Annotated in this window: 21 protein-coding genes and 2 pseudogenes; all 23 read left to right on the forward strand. The window is 46.6% G+C overall.

Going from position 1 to position 16,034, the window contains the following annotated elements:
• Positions 1-63: 63 nt before the first annotated feature.
• Positions 64-645, forward strand: coding sequence for a glycoside hydrolase family 19 protein (locus tag ACFIK7_RS04405; RefSeq protein ID WP_375662987.1), 582 nt, complete (start codon positions 64-66; stop codon positions 643-645).
• A complete protein-coding gene (locus ACFIK7_RS04410) occupies positions 642-929 on the forward strand; it encodes a hypothetical protein (RefSeq protein WP_375631548.1) in 288 nt (95 codons plus the stop codon). The genes ACFIK7_RS04405 and ACFIK7_RS04410 overlap by 4 nt, the downstream gene beginning before the upstream one ends.
• Positions 922-1,260, forward strand: a complete 339-nt coding sequence (locus ACFIK7_RS04415; RefSeq protein WP_375654600.1) for a hypothetical protein — start codon at positions 922-924, stop codon at positions 1,258-1,260. The genes ACFIK7_RS04410 and ACFIK7_RS04415 overlap by 8 nt, the downstream gene beginning before the upstream one ends.
• Entirely contained in the window at positions 1,253-1,468 is a 216-nt protein-coding gene (locus ACFIK7_RS04420) for a hypothetical protein (protein WP_375613747.1), read from the forward strand. Before ACFIK7_RS04415 ends, ACFIK7_RS04420 begins: the two co-directional genes overlap by 8 nt.
• A complete protein-coding gene (locus ACFIK7_RS04425) occupies positions 1,465-1,779 on the forward strand; it encodes a DUF2730 family protein (protein WP_375607966.1) in 315 nt (104 codons plus the stop codon). The genes ACFIK7_RS04420 and ACFIK7_RS04425 overlap by 4 nt, the downstream gene beginning before the upstream one ends.
• The gene (locus ACFIK7_RS04430; protein WP_375612320.1) at positions 1,776-2,132 is read left to right on the forward strand and encodes a hypothetical protein; all 357 of its coding nucleotides are present in this window, start codon (positions 1,776-1,778) and stop codon (positions 2,130-2,132) included. The genes ACFIK7_RS04425 and ACFIK7_RS04430 overlap by 4 nt, the downstream gene beginning before the upstream one ends.
• A complete protein-coding gene (locus tag ACFIK7_RS04435) occupies positions 2,095-2,676 on the forward strand; it encodes a phage protein Gp27 family protein (protein ID WP_375631553.1) in 582 nt (193 codons plus the stop codon). Before ACFIK7_RS04430 ends, ACFIK7_RS04435 begins: the two co-directional genes overlap by 38 nt.
• Entirely contained in the window at positions 2,669-4,309 is a 1,641-nt protein-coding gene (locus ACFIK7_RS04440) for a hypothetical protein (protein ID WP_375662988.1), read from the forward strand. Before ACFIK7_RS04435 ends, ACFIK7_RS04440 begins: the two co-directional genes overlap by 8 nt.
• A 12-nt stretch (positions 4,310-4,321) precedes the next feature.
• Positions 4,322-5,902 (forward strand): DUF935 domain-containing protein, encoded by a 1,581-nt coding sequence (locus ACFIK7_RS04445; RefSeq protein ID WP_375662989.1) that lies wholly within the window; start codon positions 4,322-4,324, stop codon positions 5,900-5,902.
• Positions 5,895-7,100, forward strand: coding sequence for a phage minor head protein (locus tag ACFIK7_RS04450; RefSeq protein WP_375662990.1), 1,206 nt, complete (start codon positions 5,895-5,897; stop codon positions 7,098-7,100). Before ACFIK7_RS04445 ends, ACFIK7_RS04450 begins: the two co-directional genes overlap by 8 nt.
• Before the next feature lie 609 nt (positions 7,101-7,709).
• On the forward strand, positions 7,710-8,738 hold the full coding sequence (locus ACFIK7_RS04455; RefSeq protein ID WP_375662991.1) for a phage protease: 1,029 nt from the start codon (positions 7,710-7,712) through the stop codon (positions 8,736-8,738).
• On the forward strand, positions 8,735-9,076 hold the full coding sequence (locus ACFIK7_RS04460; protein WP_375662992.1) for a hypothetical protein: 342 nt from the start codon (positions 8,735-8,737) through the stop codon (positions 9,074-9,076). The genes ACFIK7_RS04455 and ACFIK7_RS04460 overlap by 4 nt, the downstream gene beginning before the upstream one ends.
• A gap of 12 nt (positions 9,077-9,088) precedes the next feature.
• Complete coding sequence (locus ACFIK7_RS04465; RefSeq protein ID WP_375613754.1) at positions 9,089-10,054, forward strand: capsid protein; 966 nt, start codon at positions 9,089-9,091, stop codon at positions 10,052-10,054.
• A 15-nt stretch (positions 10,055-10,069) separates the two neighbouring features.
• Positions 10,070-10,492, forward strand: a complete 423-nt coding sequence (locus ACFIK7_RS04470) for a gp436 family protein (RefSeq protein WP_375662993.1) — start codon at positions 10,070-10,072, stop codon at positions 10,490-10,492.
• A gap of 1 nt (position 10,493) precedes the next feature.
• Positions 10,494-10,988 (forward strand): phage virion morphogenesis protein, encoded by a 495-nt coding sequence (locus ACFIK7_RS04475; protein WP_375629479.1) that lies wholly within the window; start codon positions 10,494-10,496, stop codon positions 10,986-10,988.
• Positions 10,985-11,506 (forward strand): hypothetical protein, encoded by a 522-nt coding sequence (locus tag ACFIK7_RS04480; protein ID WP_375662994.1) that lies wholly within the window; start codon positions 10,985-10,987, stop codon positions 11,504-11,506. Before ACFIK7_RS04475 ends, ACFIK7_RS04480 begins: the two co-directional genes overlap by 4 nt.
• On the forward strand, positions 11,503-12,096 hold the full coding sequence (locus tag ACFIK7_RS04485; protein ID WP_375662995.1) for a baseplate assembly protein: 594 nt from the start codon (positions 11,503-11,505) through the stop codon (positions 12,094-12,096). Before ACFIK7_RS04480 ends, ACFIK7_RS04485 begins: the two co-directional genes overlap by 4 nt.
• Before the next feature lie 12 nt (positions 12,097-12,108).
• Positions 12,109-12,309: a hypothetical protein gene (locus tag ACFIK7_RS04490; protein ID WP_375662996.1), complete on the forward strand. Its 201-nt coding sequence runs from the start codon at positions 12,109-12,111 to the stop codon at positions 12,307-12,309.
• A gap of 3 nt (positions 12,310-12,312) precedes the next feature.
• Positions 12,313-12,693: a GPW/gp25 family protein gene (locus ACFIK7_RS04495; protein ID WP_375633729.1), complete on the forward strand. Its 381-nt coding sequence runs from the start codon at positions 12,313-12,315 to the stop codon at positions 12,691-12,693.
• Complete coding sequence (locus tag ACFIK7_RS04500) at positions 12,686-13,552, forward strand: baseplate J/gp47 family protein (RefSeq protein ID WP_375662997.1); 867 nt, start codon at positions 12,686-12,688, stop codon at positions 13,550-13,552. The genes ACFIK7_RS04495 and ACFIK7_RS04500 overlap by 8 nt, the downstream gene beginning before the upstream one ends.
• A pseudogene (locus ACFIK7_RS04505) lies at positions 13,552-14,487 on the forward strand (phage tail protein); the annotation flags it as partial. The gene ACFIK7_RS04500 and the pseudogene ACFIK7_RS04505, both read left to right, overlap by 1 nt.
• Positions 14,488-14,689: 202 nt before the next feature.
• Positions 14,690-14,986, forward strand: a pseudogene (locus ACFIK7_RS04510) (phage tail protein); the annotation flags it as partial.
• Between the two features lies 1 nt (position 14,987).
• A partial coding sequence (locus ACFIK7_RS04515; protein ID WP_375662998.1) for a DUF4815 domain-containing protein occupies positions 14,988-16,034 on the forward strand: 1,047 nt, incomplete at its 3' end.

Raw genomic sequence — 16,034 nt, forward strand, 5'->3', positions numbered from 1 at the left:
TTATATTGGGGGAGTGAGACCCGATAAACTGCGAATGGATTTTTATTCATTGAGTGGTTTGTTATGGTTTCAATAGATGCCTCTTTTCTTCATCGCCTTGCGCCTAAATTGGCGCATCATGCGCGCCAAGATTTTATTATTGTTGAAATGGCACGTGTGTTGCCTGAAGCATTATCTTATGGCGGGATAACGACGCGTTTACGTATTGCACATTTTTTAAGCCAATGTGCCCATGAGAGTGATGGCTTTTTTACCGTTTGTGAATATGCCTCAGGGCGCGCTTATGAGGGGCGGCGTGATTTAGGCAATGTCAACCCTGGGGATGGGGTGCACTTTAAGGGGCGTGGTTTGATCCAGTTGACGGGGCGAAATAATTATCGTCGTTTTACGAAGTTTTGGCGCTTAGTCGATGAACAAGCGGTTGATTGTGAAGCATTTCCGCAAGAGCTGGAAAAGTTTCCAGCAGCGCTTTGGTCTGCTGTTTGGTTTTGGCAAATGAAAGGCTTGAATAGGCTGGCTGATCAAGATGATGTCGTGAGGATTACCAAGGCGATCAATGGGGGCAAGAATGGACTTGTGCAACGTTTGACCTATTTAAACCGCGCCAAAAAGCTTTTGGGACTTGGAGGCGAGGTAAAGGCATGAAACCTTCTTATCGTGGTTCTAGGCTCTATTTATGGTGGTCCTTTTGGTTTGCTTGGGGGGTTATTTTTTTGCTCGTTTCTGGTGGTTTGTGGGGGGCTCCGCATATTGTTGATATGGCGAGCATTTCTATTCCTTCGATGGTGGCGATTATTGTTGGCAATCTGGGGGTGCATCGTGGCTTTGGCTCGTTGGATTTTTCCAATAGGAAGCATTCCCATAAGCGGCATAGCCGCTCCTATGATGGGGTGGAGATAACGAGGTGGGGAGATAAAAGCAATGTTTAGCCCTGTTTCAAAACTGTCTTTTGGTCTGCTTTTTTTGGTCAGTGTGATGTTGGCGACTTTTGGCTTTATGAAAGCGCAAATTTTAAAGGCGGAAAAGGCGCGTGATTTGTATTGGCAGTTGGAGATTGCCAAGGCTTCAGCACGTGCACTGCTTGTACAAGAGCGACAAAGACAAGCAGCGTTGGAAGCTGAGCATCAAGCGCAAGGGGTGATTTCGGCTTTGGAACAAAAGCTTGTGAAAATGGAGGAAGTCAATGAGAAGTTGCCGGTTACTGGCGGTGGCATTGGGCTTGAGCGTGTGCGCTTGCTCAACACACAAGCCGGTGGGTAGCCTTTCTTATCATTTTTTATCGGTTGAGTTGCCGCCTGTTGTTCGCATGGCGTGTGCCCGCCCAGCTTTATTGCCAGAGCGTGCTTTGAATGCGCGCGAAGTGGTGCACTATTGGGGGCGTGATCGTGCTGCTTTATTGATTTGTGAACAGCGCAGAAAAGCTGCGGAGCGGGCGATTTTAGGCAAAAGAGAGGGGACTTTTAAGTGAATTTGGATATCAGTGTTGCCAATGGCTGGTTGTCTTTATTGTTATCGGTTATTGCGATTTGTGGGGTTTTGAGAGCCTATTTTTCTTCAGGTGCGCGGGAAATGCTGAAAGATATCACGGCGCTTAAAGAGCGTGTGCAAAAGTTAGAAACAGAGATGGACTTTTTGCCTGATCGTGATGCGCTGCAAAGATTGGAAGTGAATATGGAGAAATTGAATGGTCGTCTCAACACGCTTTCTGCACAATTACAACCGGTGGCAGCCATTGGTGAGCGCTTGCAAGAGTTTTTGTTGGAGAATGCCAAGAAATGAAAGCAGATATGGATAAAATCATCCGTGAAGAAGCGCGGTTGATTATTTTAAAAGGGCTTGCTTGTGAGCGCAGCGAAACTTTATCGAGTGCGATGATTGAGCGGCTTTTATACAGTTATGGCATCAGACGCGATCGCGATTTTGTGCATAATGAACTGGCATGGATGGAAGATCAAGGTGCTGTTACTTTAAAATGTGTGGGTTCGGTTTTTCTTGCGGCGTTAACAGAACGGGGAGCGCGTCATTTAGACCGGAGCTTTTCCATTGAGGGGATTAAGCGGCCTAAACGTTCATCAATAAAAGACGAGGTGAAGGATGCGCAAGGTCGGGCGTGGACGTTTAACGGCGATTGATTTATTGCCGCAAGCTTGTGATCAAATTATTGCTGCTGCTGCTGAGGCTTTAAATGGGCGTGAGAAGACACAAATGGCTATTTATGGTGAGTTTAAAGCGGCTTTGAAGGCTTTACGAAAGGAAACGGGTCTCAGCTTTTCTATTCCCTCTTTTTCCAGTTTTAATCGTTATTCTTTGCGGCTAGCCGTGATGTCACGGCGCCTAGAACAGACAAGAGAAATTGCCGCAAGCCTCTCCAAGCGCTTTGATGCTAAAGCTTCTGATAATATCACTCTTTTGACGGCAGCAGCGATTAAGGAGTTGATTTTTTCAACGTTGAGCAGTGGGAAAAACCTTTCGCCAAAGGCAGCACAAGAATTGGCCAATGCGCTTAAAGGCGTGTTGGCGGCTGAACATTTGTCGACCACCAGACGGCAAAGATTAGAGAAGGATTTTACCAGCAAAGCAAGCAAAGCGGTTGACGCAGCAGCAGCAGCGGCGGGGCTCTCAGAAGAAACAGCGCGAGCTATTCGTGCGCAGGTGTTGGGGGTAAAACATGGCTGAAGGGCAAAATTTTTCTGAACAGATTGCTTTTAAAAGTCATGGCTGTGAACATCAGAATACCTATGACATTTGGCAGAGAAGTACTTTTCCCAAAGAGAGTGATCCCTTAGCGGAAGGCGTTTTGATGGCGCATCAACGGGCATGGATAGAAGATAAGTCCCCATTAAAATTGGTTGAAAAGGGGCGGCGGACCGGCATTACTTTTGCGGAAGCTTTGGATGATACCCTTATTGCGGCAGCAACGCTTAAGGCTGGTGGCGATAATGTTTTTTATATTGGAGACACCAAAGAAAAGGGACGTGAATTTATTGGTTATGTGAGCAATTTTGCAAGGGCAATCACTCGTAATAGTGGGGATGTGGAGGAATTTTTATTCTCTGATCAAAGGGCGGATGGTTCAACGAAATATATCTCTGCTTATCGGGTGCGTTTTGCTTCGGGGTTTCGGGTTGAGGCGCTTTCTAGCCGCCCTGAAAACATTCGGGGGTTACAGGGCATTGTAGTGATTGACGAGGCGGCTTTTCATCAAGATGTGCGCTCTGTTTTGGATGCAGTCAATGCTTTGTTGATTTGGGGAGGAAAAATCCGTGTGATCTCCACCCATAATGGTGTGCTCAATCCTTTCAATGAACTGATCCGTGAGGCGCGAGCAGGAAAAGTGCCTTTTTCGGTGCATTGTTACCCCTTTGGTGTCGCTGTTAAAAATGGCTTGTTTAAACGAGTTTGTGCCATGAAGGGGGAGGTGTGGAGTTTAGCGTCTGAGCAACAATGGGAAGATCAAATTCGCGCGTCTTATGGGGTGCGTTTGGCTGCTATGCGCCAAGAATTAGATGCCATACCAGCCGATCAAGAAGGGGCTGCTTTAACACGCTTACAGATTGAAAATTGTTGTGCGCCAGATATTGCGGTGTTGCGTTTTGCTTGTGTGGATAATTTTAAAAATCAATCGGATTATCAACGAAGTCAAACTGCTTTTGCTTGGTGTGAGAAACATATAAAACCTCTTCATATTGGGCTTGACCGGCGGCGCCAACATGTTTTTGGTGTTGATTTTGCGCGGAGTGGCGATGCGACATCGATTGTGGTGATGGAGGTGGGACAAGATTTGGTGCGCCGTGTCCGGTTTATGGTGGAATTGCGCAATACGCCGTTTGATCAACAAAGAGAGATTTTATTTTATGGGGTGAATGGTTTGCCGCGTTTGATGGGCGGCGCGTTAGATGCGCGGGGCAATGGGGCTTATTTAGCTGAAAAAGCGGCGCAACGTTATGGAGCTCTTGTGAAGGAAGTGCCCTTGTCACAAAGTTGGTATGGCAAGGAAATGCCGGCTTATTTAGAAGCTTTTGGGGATGGGTCCATTGTTTTGCCGCGCGATAGTGACATTGTTGCCGATCATCAAGCGCTTGCTTATGTCAATGGCATTGTGAAAATTCCAGACAATCATCGTTTTAAAGGCAGTGACGGTTTTATGCGCCATGGTGATAGCGCGATTGCTTGCGCTTTGGCTTATTTTGCCAGCCGCCAAACTCCTGAAATTTATGATTATACCCCTGTGAGAGAGGCTTATCGTTTTGATGAAAGCTCGCTCTTTTCAACGCCTTTTTTTTCAACAATGCGATCAAAGATTTATTGATGGGATGATGAGATGGTAAAACTTTTAGATCAGTGGGGCAGGGCGCTTAATATCAAAGGGTTGGAGCGAGAAGTTGCAAGCCCTACCGTTGGCGGTGTTCGTGATGTATGGTCACAAACCATTGTCAGTGGTCTGACCCCTCTGCAACTTGCTGATATTTTGCAACAGGCAGCACAGGGGCATCCAGAGCAGTTTTTCCAACTTGCCGATGATATGGAAGAGCGTGATTTGCATTATCGTGCTGTGCTTGGCATGCGTAAAAATGCCCTTACAGGGGTGGAGCCTGGAGTGATTGCCGCAAGCAACAGTGCACAGGACAAAAAGATAGCAGATGCGGTGCGGGAAGTGATTAGTGCGCCTACCTTTGTTGATGATTATGTCACGGATTTGTTAGATGCTTTGGGAAAAGGCTATGCGGTTGTTGAAACTTTGTGGGACAAGAGTGCCAAGGAATGGTGGCCGGTTGCTTGGAAATGGCGTGACCAGCGGTTTTTTCAATTGGATCGACGGGATGGTTTTCATTTGCGTTTAAAAGAAGAGGGGTCTTTTAATGGAAGTGAATTGCCTGCTTATAAATTTTCTATTCACAGACCCAAGTTGAAAAGCGGTTTGCCTATTCGTTCTGGGCTTGCGCGGCTTGCAGCTTGGGCTTTTTTGTTTAAATCTTATACCTTAAAAGATTGGATGGCATTTTTAGAAGTTTATGGCATGCCTTTGCGTGTGGGTAAATATGGGGCAAGCTCTTCTCATGAGGAGCGACGGGTTCTCATTCAAGCGGTGCGTGATTTATCCAGTGATGCGGCAGCGATTATTCCCAAAGAAATGGAGATTGAATTTATTGAAGCGGCAGGGGGCAGTGGCAATGCGGTGTTTGCTTCTAAGGCGGAATATTTAGATCGACAAATTTCTAAAGGTGTGTTGGGGCAAACCATGACGACGGATGATGGTGCGTCTTTTTCGCAAGCGCGCATTCATGAAAATGTGCGCCATGATATTGCCAGAGCTGATGCACGCCAATTAGCTTTAACGGCTAATCGTGATTTAATTGTGCCCTTTGTTGAGATTAATTTTGGGCGCCAAGAGCGCGCTCCCCTTGTCTATTGGCCGATTTCGGAAAATGAAGACATTAAAGCGATTAGTGATGCGCTGGAAAAACTTGTGCCTTTAGGTTTGCGTGTTGGGGCGCAAGAAGTGCGCAATAAGATTGGTTTTTCGCAACCAAAAAAGGAAGAGGATGTTTTAAAGGCTCCTGATAATGCGCTTGATGATGAGAGGGGAGAAAAGGCTCATGTTTGTGCTGATTGTGGAGGTGTTTTTGATGTTTCTGTGACAAGAGAGAGCAAGGGTGCAAAAGAGAAGGGTGGGAAACATCACGACGAATTGGACCGGCTTTCACAAGAAGCTTTAAGTGACTGGGAAGAGGATTTAGAACCCCTTTTAGAGCCTTTTAAAAAGCTTGTGAGAGAAGCAAAAAGTTATGAGGATATCCTAAAAGGCTTAGATGAATTGCTAGGTGAGATGGATCATCACGCATTAGCAGCGCGCTTGGCAAAAGTACAAATGATTGCACGTGGGCTTGGGTATCATGGCTGAGGAACTTTTTAAAACCGCCCCTAAAGAGGTCACCCGTTATTTTGAAGCCAAGGCACTTGTTCCAAGCTTTGATTGGCGTGATATAGCACCAGAAGAACATGCCTTTTCCTTTACGGTGGCAAAATCGCTAGGCTATGACATTTTGGAGGATTTTAAGCGAGCGGTTGGAGAAGCCATAAAGCATCAAGTTCCTTTTCAAAATTTTCAAAAAAATTTGATGCCGATTTTACAGGAAAAGGGTTGGTGGGGTAAAAAGACCAGCATTGACCCCAAAACTGGTGAAAAGAGCGTGGTACAATTGGGCAGCCCACGGCGTTTAGAAACGGTCTATTGGGCCAATACCATGAGTGCGCATGCGGCAGGTGAGTGGGAGCGCACACAAAATAATAAAGAATTTTTGCCCTATCTCACCTATGCTTTGTCAAGTTCAGAACATAAGCGTTTAGAACATGAAAGTTGGGTGGGGTTTACCGCACCTGTTGATGATCCGGTTTGGGATTGGCTTTATCCGCCCAATGGTTGGCGGTGTAAATGCAGTGTGCGACAGGTAAGCCGTTATGAAGCAGAAGATTTAGGCTATGAAGAGGGGGCAGAGCCACTTCATGTTGAAAAGCAGGTTTGGCACAATAAGCGAACGGGGAAAGTTGAGAAGATACCAAAGGGGATTGATCCTGGTTGGCATTCTAATCCTGGGAAACATCGGGCGCAAAATTTAAGCCGTTTTTTGAGTGATAAAGTCTCTGTGATGGGGGACAATGACAAACGCATTGCCATTGAAGATATTGTGGGTTCACCACTTTTGGAAGCCATGTTTGAAGGACGGATGCCTCGCGGGTTTATACCCATTGCACCGATACCACAAAAGGTGGGTGATGTTTTTGCAGCGGAAAATTCTCTTATTCGCTTATCCGCAGACAGTGTGAAACATATTTTGTTAGAGCATCAAGCGCGTGATCTTCGCTTGGATGATTTTCGAGGCGCCATTCAAACACTCATTCGCCCCCATGGAATTATCAGGCGAAAAGGTGTACCGAGCGTTGTGTTTTTGGGTGAAAATGATGGGGTATGGTGGCGCTTAGCGGTTAAATTTGTGGCAAGCAAACAAGAATGGTGGTTGACCTCCATGCATAAAAAAAGTTCTAGAGAAATTGGACGCTTATTGGATGCGGCTGAAAAAAAGGGCGAGAGGTTGTTGTAAAGAGAACAACAGGAAGAAAGTCTTGTGTTCTTAACGGAAAAGAGGCGAGGAAAAAGAGAAGGCGTGGAGGGCGGTCAACTCCTCGCAGATCCGGTAAAACCGTCCTGGTATAACTGGCTCACGCCTCGTGGATAGAAGTAACAGTTTAAAAGTTTAAAAGCAATCTTTAAAAAAACGACTTGAGAAAAACCATGTTGGCTTTTGTGAAGAGAGTCGATGCGTGAGAAAAAGAGAAGGCGTGGAGGGCGGTCAACTCCTCGCAGATCCGGTAAAACCGTCCTGGCAAAACTGGCTCACGCCTTACCTCCAATGATATAATGTTTTTAAGCCAAAAAGCAATCTTAAAAAAAACGGCTTGAGAGAGGCTTTTTTTGTATAAGGCGATAAATTGTACCTCTCACTTCACAACGGCGCTCTATCGTCTTTGAAGTGCCTTTGAAAACGATTTTATGGGATGGTTTGGCACGGGGGTTTCTCTCACAAGGAGAAGAATAGGGAAAAGAGTGCTTTTTTGAGAAATGCTCTTTTGACTGACAGTGTCAGACTTATGGTGGGAGTAAGTTTCATGCATTGTATTGCCAATGACAATTGTAAAGCAATAGGCAATGTATGGAACAGGAATTTCACGAAGATCAAAAAGATGGGGATGCAGAAACATTTCATGCTGCGTTAATAGATCTCTGTCCAGACGTTTTATGCCAAGACATTTCATGTGAAGACGCCACCGTTAGCCAAGCGCCTGAATGGGTAGAGCTTTTGCCCAAAGCGCCCCATGTAAAGGCACGTGATGGACGACAATGGCATTATAACCCGCAAACTATTTTAAAAGCCTTTGCAGCCAATAAAGGACCGCTTGTGATTGATTATGAGCATGGGCAACATCACCGTGCGAGAAATGGTTTAGAAGCACCTGCCAGTGGCTGGATTGAAGAATTAGCAGAGCGGGATGGTGCGATTTGGGGGCGTGTTAAATGGACCGATATGGCCGCTAAAAAGATTGTTGCCCGAGAATATCGCTATCTTTCGCCTGAGTTTCGCCATTCCAAGAAAGGTGAAATTTTAAATTTAGCAGGTGCTGGTTTGGTGAACCGTCCAGCCCTTGTCATGACGGCTTTAAGCCGTGAACAGCCTTCCCCTATAACTTTGACGGAGAAAATGATGGATTTGACAGCCATTGCCAGTGCACTATCGCTGGCAGAAGATGCTAAAGCGGATGAGGTTTTAGCAACGCTTAAAGCGCGCGAAAAGGAACGCGTGGAATTAAATGCCCAATTAACAAAAGCGCGAGAAGATTTAGCGCTTTTGCAAGAAGAGCAAAAAAACAGTGCCATTGAGAGTCTTTTAGATAAGACCATTGAAGAGGGCAAGATTTTGCCGGCTGCTCGCGAGGAATATCGTGCGCTCTGTAGCCTTGAAGGGGGGATGGAGCATTTTAAAAGTTTGGTCGAGAAGTTGCCGGCGCTTGCCTCAACAAGCCCTTTAGAAGTGTGTGCCTTAGCGCAAGAACCAAAGCTTGCTCCAGAAGAGGTTGCCCTTGCGGCACGCCATTATCAGGAAGAGCAGAAGCAAAAAGGCTTCGACATCACCATTAGCCAAGCGGTTGAGTATATTAGCGAGCAAAAGGAGCGCCCATTATGAGTACGATGATTTTGATTAAATCTTTTCGCGCTGGAGATGTGATTTCACCTTATTGCATTGTTGCAGCGCGCGGTGACGGAATGGTGGCAACGGCTTCTGGTAAGGGTGATAAATTATTAGGGACTGCTGGGTTATTGAGTGCAAAGGCTGGTGAGATGATTGATGTTGGCCAATGTGGTTGGGGCGAAGTGGTTTGTGGAGGCAATGTTTCCTTTGGTGATTTTTTGACCTCTGACCCCAAAGGACACGCCATTAAAGCGGAAGCCGCAGATCGCACCATTGGTATTGCCATGAGTGATGGTTCTGCTGGTGATGTTATTTCTTTTAAAATTAATTAATCGAGGCATAAAATGAACAGACCTTTTCCCATTGATCCAACACTCACCGCTATTGCTATTGGTTATCGCAATCCAGCAGGTTCTCTTATTGGCGATAGAGTTTTGCCACGCGTTTGTGTTTTAAGTGAGGTGTTTAAATATAGTGAATTTCCTTTAGCAGAAAATTTTACCGTGCCTGAACTTGAGGTTGGGCGAAAAGGGCGCCCGAATGTGGTGGAATTTTCTGCCTTTGAACGGGAAGCCAGTGTCAAAGATTACGGACTTGATGATCTCATCCCCAATTCAGATATTGAAGCAGCGGCACGCGCACGGGCAGAAAAGCGCTCTCGTTATAACCCCGAAAAGACAGCTGTAGAGGGACTTGCCAATTTGCTAGAATTGGGGCGTGAAGTGCGTGTTGCAGCTCTTGTGCAAAGAAGTGAAAATTACGCACCAGAGCGGGTGATTACGCTTAAGGGTGAAAATAAATTTAGCGATTATGAGAAATCTGACCCTTATGCCACTTTAGATGAGGCGATGGATAAAAGTCTCGTCTATACGCCCAACACCATTGTGATGGGCAAAGTTGTTTGGTCAAAACTCAAACGTCATCCCAAAATCATTAAAGCCGTTAAAGGGGGTGGCACTGCTGATGGTTTTGTCACCAAGGCGCAATTTGCTGATCTGATGGAAATACACCCCGATCGTTTACTCATTGGTGAATCGCAAGTGAATTTGGCACGTAAAGGGCGTTCGGCACAATTGGCACGCGTGTGGGGCAATAAGATTGCACTGCTTTATATTGACCCTACCAAACAACAGGCAGATGGTTCGGTGATCAGTTGGGGCTTTAGCGCCCAGTTGGGCGAGCGTTTGTCTGGAGTGATCCAAGATCCAGATATCGGCTTGTCGGGTGGTAAACGGGTGCGTGTGGGGGAACGTGTGTGTGAATTGGTTGCCGCAAAAGATGCCGGTGTTTTGTTGCAAGAAGTTGTCTAAGGGAAACTTTTAAACATGGCTTATGCAAGCAAAACATTGATTGAAGAGCTCTGGGGTGATGACTTCTTGGATGATTTGTGTGGGATGGATGAGAGTTCTGAACCAGTTTTTTCAGAGCAAGCCATTGCCCGCGCGCTCGAACAGGCAAGTGGTGAGATTGATGTGCATTTGTCTCATCGCTACTGCGTCCCCATTGCTGGACAGCCGGCGGCTCTGGGTATGATCTGTGTCAATATTGCTGTTTATAATTTAGCCATACGCCATACGGCGCTGACCACGACCATTGAAGATCGTTACAAACAGGCGGTTGATTTGCTGAAACGTATTGCCGAAGGCAAAGCGGGGTTAGGCATAGATGAACCTAAAATTATGAGCGAAGATGGACCGGTTCGTGATGGGGCTTTTTTTCATGCCAAGCCGCGTTTGATGGGAAGGTAACATGTCTGTTGCAACCCATATTGAGATTAAAGAGACAGGGCTTGAAGCGGCTTTATCCTTTTTGCAAAAGGGCGCTGATAGCTCGATGGGGACTTTGGCACAAGGGGTTGGGCGTCTCATCCAAGAAAGCACAAGGCGGCGGATTCAAAGCGAAAAAAATTCTGCCCAAGGAGAGAAGTGGAAAAACAATTATGCCCGCACCTCCATTCTTTATGCCAGTGGGGCGCTTTCACGCTCCATTGATATGAAAGCTTCACCAGAACAGGTGATTGTGGGCTCTGGGTTGGTTTATGCGCGGATTCATCAATTGGGTGGGGTTATTCGCCCGAAAAATGGCAAGACACTGCGCTTTTTTCTTAAAAGCGGCAATGCACACCGCTTTGTTTGTGTGCATCAAGTGACCATGCCCGCACGCCCTTATTTGGGGCTTTCAGAGCACAATAAAGTGGAAATTGTCAAAGCGACAGAAGACTGGCTGGAAAGGGTCTTTGCATGAGTCAAACGATTAAAAATGCCGGGCGCATTAATCAGTTTCGTGAAGCGGTGATAAGAAGCCTTAAAGGCGCTTTACCGGATGTGCGTGATTGCGGCTGTCAATTTGGACGTTTTAATTTAGAAGAACTTGAAACACAGATGCTGGTGGCTCCAGCAATACGGGTTGCGGTGTTAGAAAGCCGTTTGAATCCTGTAGCAAGTGGACAGATGAGTGCTGATCTTCATTTAGGGGCTTTTATTATTACCACTGGTAAAGAGCGTGATGTTTCCAGTTGGCTTTTAGCAGAAGCCATTGCGGTGCTTTGTCATAGCGGGCAATTGTGGGGGCTAACGCATTTGAGTGCCCCGCGTGATGTCCAGATTGAACCGATTATTTCCGCGGCGATTAAGCAGCGTGGTGTATCGATAAGCGTGGTGGAATGGCACCAAGATTTGCATCAGTTGGGACATGATATTTTTTGTGATGAAGGACAACTCAAAAGTGGTTTGATTTCATGTGATGATGAGGTGTTGCCATGAATGATGCGCATTTGTTGAGTGACACCTTTCGACAAATCATGAAGCGTCTTGATGCGCTTGAACGCTGTCTTGCCAACCAGCACATGATCGGGCGGGTTGTGCAAGTTGATGGCCATAGGGTGCGGGTGAAACTTTCCGAACAGGGTTCTAATGGACAAGCAGTTTTATCGCCTTGGCTACAAGCGCAAGAAGCTTCTGGCGCTCTCTCAAGCAATATGCCCCTCCATGTTGGTGATCCGGTGCGGTTATTAAATCCCCATGGCGAAATTGGTTCTGCCTCTCTGGTGGTGCGCGATAGTTATAGTGAGGATGCACCTAATCCCGCACGCTCTTTCCAAGAGTTGGCGCTCTGTTATGCCGGTGGCGCTTTGCGAATGACAAAAGATGAACTTATTCTCTCCCATGGGGAAAACCAAATCCATTTGAGTGAAAAAGGTTTGGTGCTTTCTCATCAAGCAACCCGTGTTGAATTAACGGGTAGTGTGCGGATTCAAGCAGAAGATTTACAGCATAATCAAAAATCTGTTGGCGCAAGCCACAAACACGGTGGGGTCAAAATGGGTCCCTCCACAACCTCTTCCCCTCTTTAAAGGAGTTTTATCATGCGTGAGAACATTTATGTTATTTTAACCAATGCCGATTTTGTTGCAGGCAAGCGTTCACTGGGCAAAGGTGAAGAAATTTGTTTAAGTGAGGAGGCGGCTAAATATCCGTTGCTGCTTGGTCAGATCGCTGAAAAACCAGCCCCTGTTGTTGCGGCGGCCCCAACGGTTTCTACCACAAAGACAAGCAAAGGGGCTTAAAGCATGCGGTGCGGGATGAGCGAAAAGGATGGCTCTCTCTTGTATGGCTTTGCGCATTGTCAACAGTCACTTCGTAAATGTCTGACGACAAGAATTGGGACACGGGTTTTGCGTCGTCATTATGGATGTGATGTTGGAGCATTCCAAGATGCCAATGCTGACCCTGCGACGATGATGCAGCTTTATCAAGCAATTGTTGAAGCACTCGATGATCCAGAGTGTGGAGAGCCTGGGTTTTCGTTGCAGAGGATTGATCTGACAAAAGCAACGCGTGAAGGCACATTCCATTTTGTTTTAACAGGTGTTTTTTATCCCAATGGGCATTTGGGGGATTGGTCACACAAAGAGCCAATGAGCATCAATTTAGAGGTTGGTGATGACTGAGTTTGAACCTTTATCCTTTTCACAGATTCCTTTGCCACAAATTATTGAAGAGCTTTCTGTTGAAACAATTTTAGAGCAAAAGATCACGCGTTTGACTGAGCTTTTTGCGGCGCATCATATTCCTTATAATGTGGAAAAGACGGCTTATGATCCGGTTGTCATTCAATTGCAAGCGGCGGCTTATGAAGAGTTGCTATTGCGCCAGCGAATTAATGAAGTGGCGCGGGATAATTTACTCACATTTGCCCATGGAACAAGTTTAGATCATTTGGGGGATTTTCATGGGGTCACGCGCCTTTTGGATGAAGATGATGAGCGTTTGCGCCGCCGCATTCGCTTGAATAGACAAGGACATTCCACAGGTGGCACAGCGCCACGTTACCAATATTTTGCCCTCTCAAGCGATATCCATGTCAAAGATGCTTTTGTTTATCGTGAGGGTAAAAGTCCGCTTATTCATGTTGCGCTTTTTAGTGACGCTCCTTCAGGGGTGGCTGATGAGGCTTTAATTGCAAAGGTGCAAGCAGCCCTTGATGCCCCCCATGTTAAAATGACCAATGACCACATCCTTGTGAAAAGCGCGGTACAGCGGATGATCAATGTTTCTGCTGATTTTTGGTTGTTACCGGATGAAGGCTCCTTTGTTTTGGAAAGAGCGGAGCAGAATTTAAGAGCAGAATGGGCGCGTGCATGGAGGCTTGGGCGTGATTTGTCTTTAAGTTGGATACTAAGCCGCTTGATGGTTGAGGGCGTTCACCATGTGAACATAACGCAACCTTTTGAGGATATTTTGGTCGCACCTGATGAAGCAGTCGCACTAGGGGATATTGTTTTGTTTGAACGGGGGCGTGCTTATTGATGCTTTCCTCACTTTTGCCCCCGAATTCGAGCTTGTTTGAACGTTGTTTTGCAGAAGCAATGGCTCTTGAACTTCACGTTAAAACTGCACTCGAAGAAATACCTCGCGCGAAATTTATCACGCGTCCGCCTTCTTGGTTGCCCTTTTTAATAGACGAATATGGCTTACAAGAATTAAACCCTTATTTCTCTAACCTTTATGATTTAATTGATCAGGGTCTTGCATGGCAAAATATTCGCGGCTCCCTTGCGGCAATAGAGATGGGGCTTGAATGGCTAGGGATTTCGGCACGCTTTCAACCCGCCTGGACGGGGCGAGCATGGTGGAATTCCTTTCAACTTGATTTTGATCAGTTGCCTGAACGCAAAAGCCTTGAAGCCATTGAAGCGATTACCGACCTTTCCAAAAGTTTGCGCTCTGATTTTCGCCGTGGGACCTATGGTTATAATGTGCAAGCCATGGAAGGCAATATGTCACGCCTCGATGATAGCATGTTGGAGTATGAAAGCGGTGTTCGCTTAACAGCTGGGGGCACTTTGTTTTCCTTTGGGCGCACAACAGAGATCAATCATACCCTCACAAAAGAAGAAGGCAGGCTTATTGGCAATTGGATAGATGACTTTGACGAGGAGTTAAGCTGGAACCAAATTGATTACCCTTGGGATTTGGCAAATTTTCCGTGGTGTTCGGTCAAAAAACATGAACGCGATATACTCATGGCAGAGTGGTTTAGCAACCGCACGCTTTATCTCGTGTTAAGAGACAGCCAAAATAGCGTGATTGGGTATCGCAGATGCTATGCTGTAGCGCCTGTCGAACAAGCTTTGGATGGTGTGTACAGCCATTGTGGCGTCAGGTTCCAGCCCTCCTCGATGGGCACGGCGCTTTTTCTGGCAGCACGCACAGACTTTCACGATGTTGATGGGAAACAAGCAGCNATGCTGTAGCGCCTGTCGAACAAGCTTTGGATGGTGTTTACAGCCATTGTGGCGGCAGGTTCCAGCCCTCCTCGATGGGCACGGCGCTTTTTCTGGCAGCACGCACAGACTTTCACGATGTTGACGGGAAACAAGCAGCTTTTGTTTCCATTCTCGTTCACGGCATTCCCAAACAAGATGTCCCCCTTGATATCCCCCNCCTGTCGAACAAGCTTTGGATGGTGTGTACAGCCATTGTGGCGTCAGGTTCCAGCCCTCCTCGATGGGCACGGCGCTTTTTCTGGCAGCACGCACAGACTTTCACGATGTTGATGGGAAACAAGCAGCATTTGTTTCTATTCTCGTTCACGGCATTCCCAAACAAGATGTCCCCCTTGGAAAGCTTTGGTGTGACGTCAATGAACTGAATGGTGGTGTAGAGATACTCAAAACACCCATCAATATTCCTTTGCGTGCCGATGTTCGCGAACAATTCAAGATTTTATTGAGGTTTTAATATGAAGCATGAAAGTGGTTTACCCTTTGCAATTGACAGATCTCGCGGCAAAGAGGAACAACAAAGCGTTGTCTTTTATGGCACGCGTCCCTTTATTCAAAGTGGTGAATTGAATGAAGTTCAAACCATTATAAGGGGACGGCATGACCGTTTGGGGCGCCTTGTGGCACAAGAAGGAGACCGCGTTGAACGCGCTGATGCTTTTGTCAACAAAGAGACAAGGACCGTCACTTTAACGGATGGCAAGATTTATATTGCTGGTGATATCTTCCCAGTCTCTGAAGCTGTACTCAACAATGNGACAAGGACCGTCACTTTAACGGATGGTAAAATTTATATCGCAGGCGATATTTTCCCCGTTGCACCCGCTGTACTCAACAATGTTGCCATGATTGGGCGCTTGGAAATTGGTGTGAAGCTGCAAAAAAAATGGATAACCCATGAGGATGATCCAGAGCTATTGGGGCAAGTCCCTGGCACATTGGCAGAAGGAGAGCCTGGTGCCGCACGCGAAACAGCACAGCTTGTTTGGGCACTAAAAGAGGATGAGCAGAATGGCACTTTCTTTCCCGTTTATATCTTGCAAGATGGTGTTCTGATTGATCAAAAATCACCCTCACTCCTTGAACCTGCCATGCAAGCCATTGCGACGTACGACCGTGCCCATGGACATTATATCGTGAGTGGCTGCCGTGTGAGCGCATTGGGAGCCAATAACGGTTGCCAAGTGTTTAGTATTCAAGNCCATGAGGATGATCCAGAGTTGTTGGGGCAAGTCCCTGGCACATTGGCAGAAGGAGAGCCTGGTGCCGCACGCGAAACAGCACAGCTTGTTTGGGCACTAAAAGAGGATGAGCAGCAAGGGGCTTTCTTTCCCGTTTATATCTTGCAAGATGGTGTTCTGATTGATCAAAAATCCCCATCACTGCTTGAACCCGCCATGCAAGCCATTGCGACGTACGACCGCGCCCATGGACATTATATCGTGAGTGGCTGCCGTGTGAGCGCATTGGGAGCCAATAACGGTTGCCAAGTGTTTAGTATTCAA

Source organism: Bartonella sp. CL266QHHD (genome assembly GCF_042195355.1).
GTDB lineage: Bacteria > Pseudomonadota > Alphaproteobacteria > Rhizobiales > Rhizobiaceae > Bartonella.

Bases quoted from the DNA above. Each gene is read 5' to 3' on its own strand.
- ACFIK7_RS04405 (WP_375662987.1), top strand. From the start codon at position 64: ATGGTTTCAATAGATGCCTCTTTTCTTCATCGCCTTGCGCCTAAATTG.
- ACFIK7_RS04410 (WP_375631548.1), top strand. From the start codon at position 642: ATGAAACCTTCTTATCGTGGTTCTAGGCTCTATTTATGGTGGTCCTTT.
- ACFIK7_RS04415 (WP_375654600.1), top strand. From the start codon at position 922: ATGTTTAGCCCTGTTTCAAAACTGTCTTTTGGTCTGCTTTTTTTGGTC.
- ACFIK7_RS04430 (WP_375612320.1), top strand. From the start codon at position 1,776: ATGAAAGCAGATATGGATAAAATCATCCGTGAAGAAGCGCGGTTGATT.
- ACFIK7_RS04435 (WP_375631553.1), top strand. From the start codon at position 2,095: ATGCGCAAGGTCGGGCGTGGACGTTTAACGGCGATTGATTTATTGCCG.
- ACFIK7_RS04440 (WP_375662988.1), top strand. From the start codon at position 2,669: ATGGCTGAAGGGCAAAATTTTTCTGAACAGATTGCTTTTAAAAGTCAT.
- ACFIK7_RS04445 (WP_375662989.1), top strand. From the start codon at position 4,322: ATGGTAAAACTTTTAGATCAGTGGGGCAGGGCGCTTAATATCAAAGGG.
- ACFIK7_RS04450 (WP_375662990.1), top strand. From the start codon at position 5,895: ATGGCTGAGGAACTTTTTAAAACCGCCCCTAAAGAGGTCACCCGTTAT.
- ACFIK7_RS04455 (WP_375662991.1), top strand. From the start codon at position 7,710: ATGGAACAGGAATTTCACGAAGATCAAAAAGATGGGGATGCAGAAACA.
- ACFIK7_RS04460 (WP_375662992.1), top strand. From the start codon at position 8,735: ATGAGTACGATGATTTTGATTAAATCTTTTCGCGCTGGAGATGTGATT.
- ACFIK7_RS04465 (WP_375613754.1), top strand. From the start codon at position 9,089: ATGAACAGACCTTTTCCCATTGATCCAACACTCACCGCTATTGCTATT.
- ACFIK7_RS04470 (WP_375662993.1), top strand. From the start codon at position 10,070: ATGGCTTATGCAAGCAAAACATTGATTGAAGAGCTCTGGGGTGATGAC.
- ACFIK7_RS04475 (WP_375629479.1), top strand. From the start codon at position 10,494: ATGTCTGTTGCAACCCATATTGAGATTAAAGAGACAGGGCTTGAAGCG.
- ACFIK7_RS04480 (WP_375662994.1), top strand. From the start codon at position 10,985: ATGAGTCAAACGATTAAAAATGCCGGGCGCATTAATCAGTTTCGTGAA.
- ACFIK7_RS04485 (WP_375662995.1), top strand. From the start codon at position 11,503: ATGAATGATGCGCATTTGTTGAGTGACACCTTTCGACAAATCATGAAG.
- ACFIK7_RS04490 (WP_375662996.1), top strand. From the start codon at position 12,109: ATGCGTGAGAACATTTATGTTATTTTAACCAATGCCGATTTTGTTGCA.
- ACFIK7_RS04495 (WP_375633729.1), top strand. From the start codon at position 12,313: ATGCGGTGCGGGATGAGCGAAAAGGATGGCTCTCTCTTGTATGGCTTT.
- ACFIK7_RS04500 (WP_375662997.1), top strand. From the start codon at position 12,686: ATGACTGAGTTTGAACCTTTATCCTTTTCACAGATTCCTTTGCCACAA.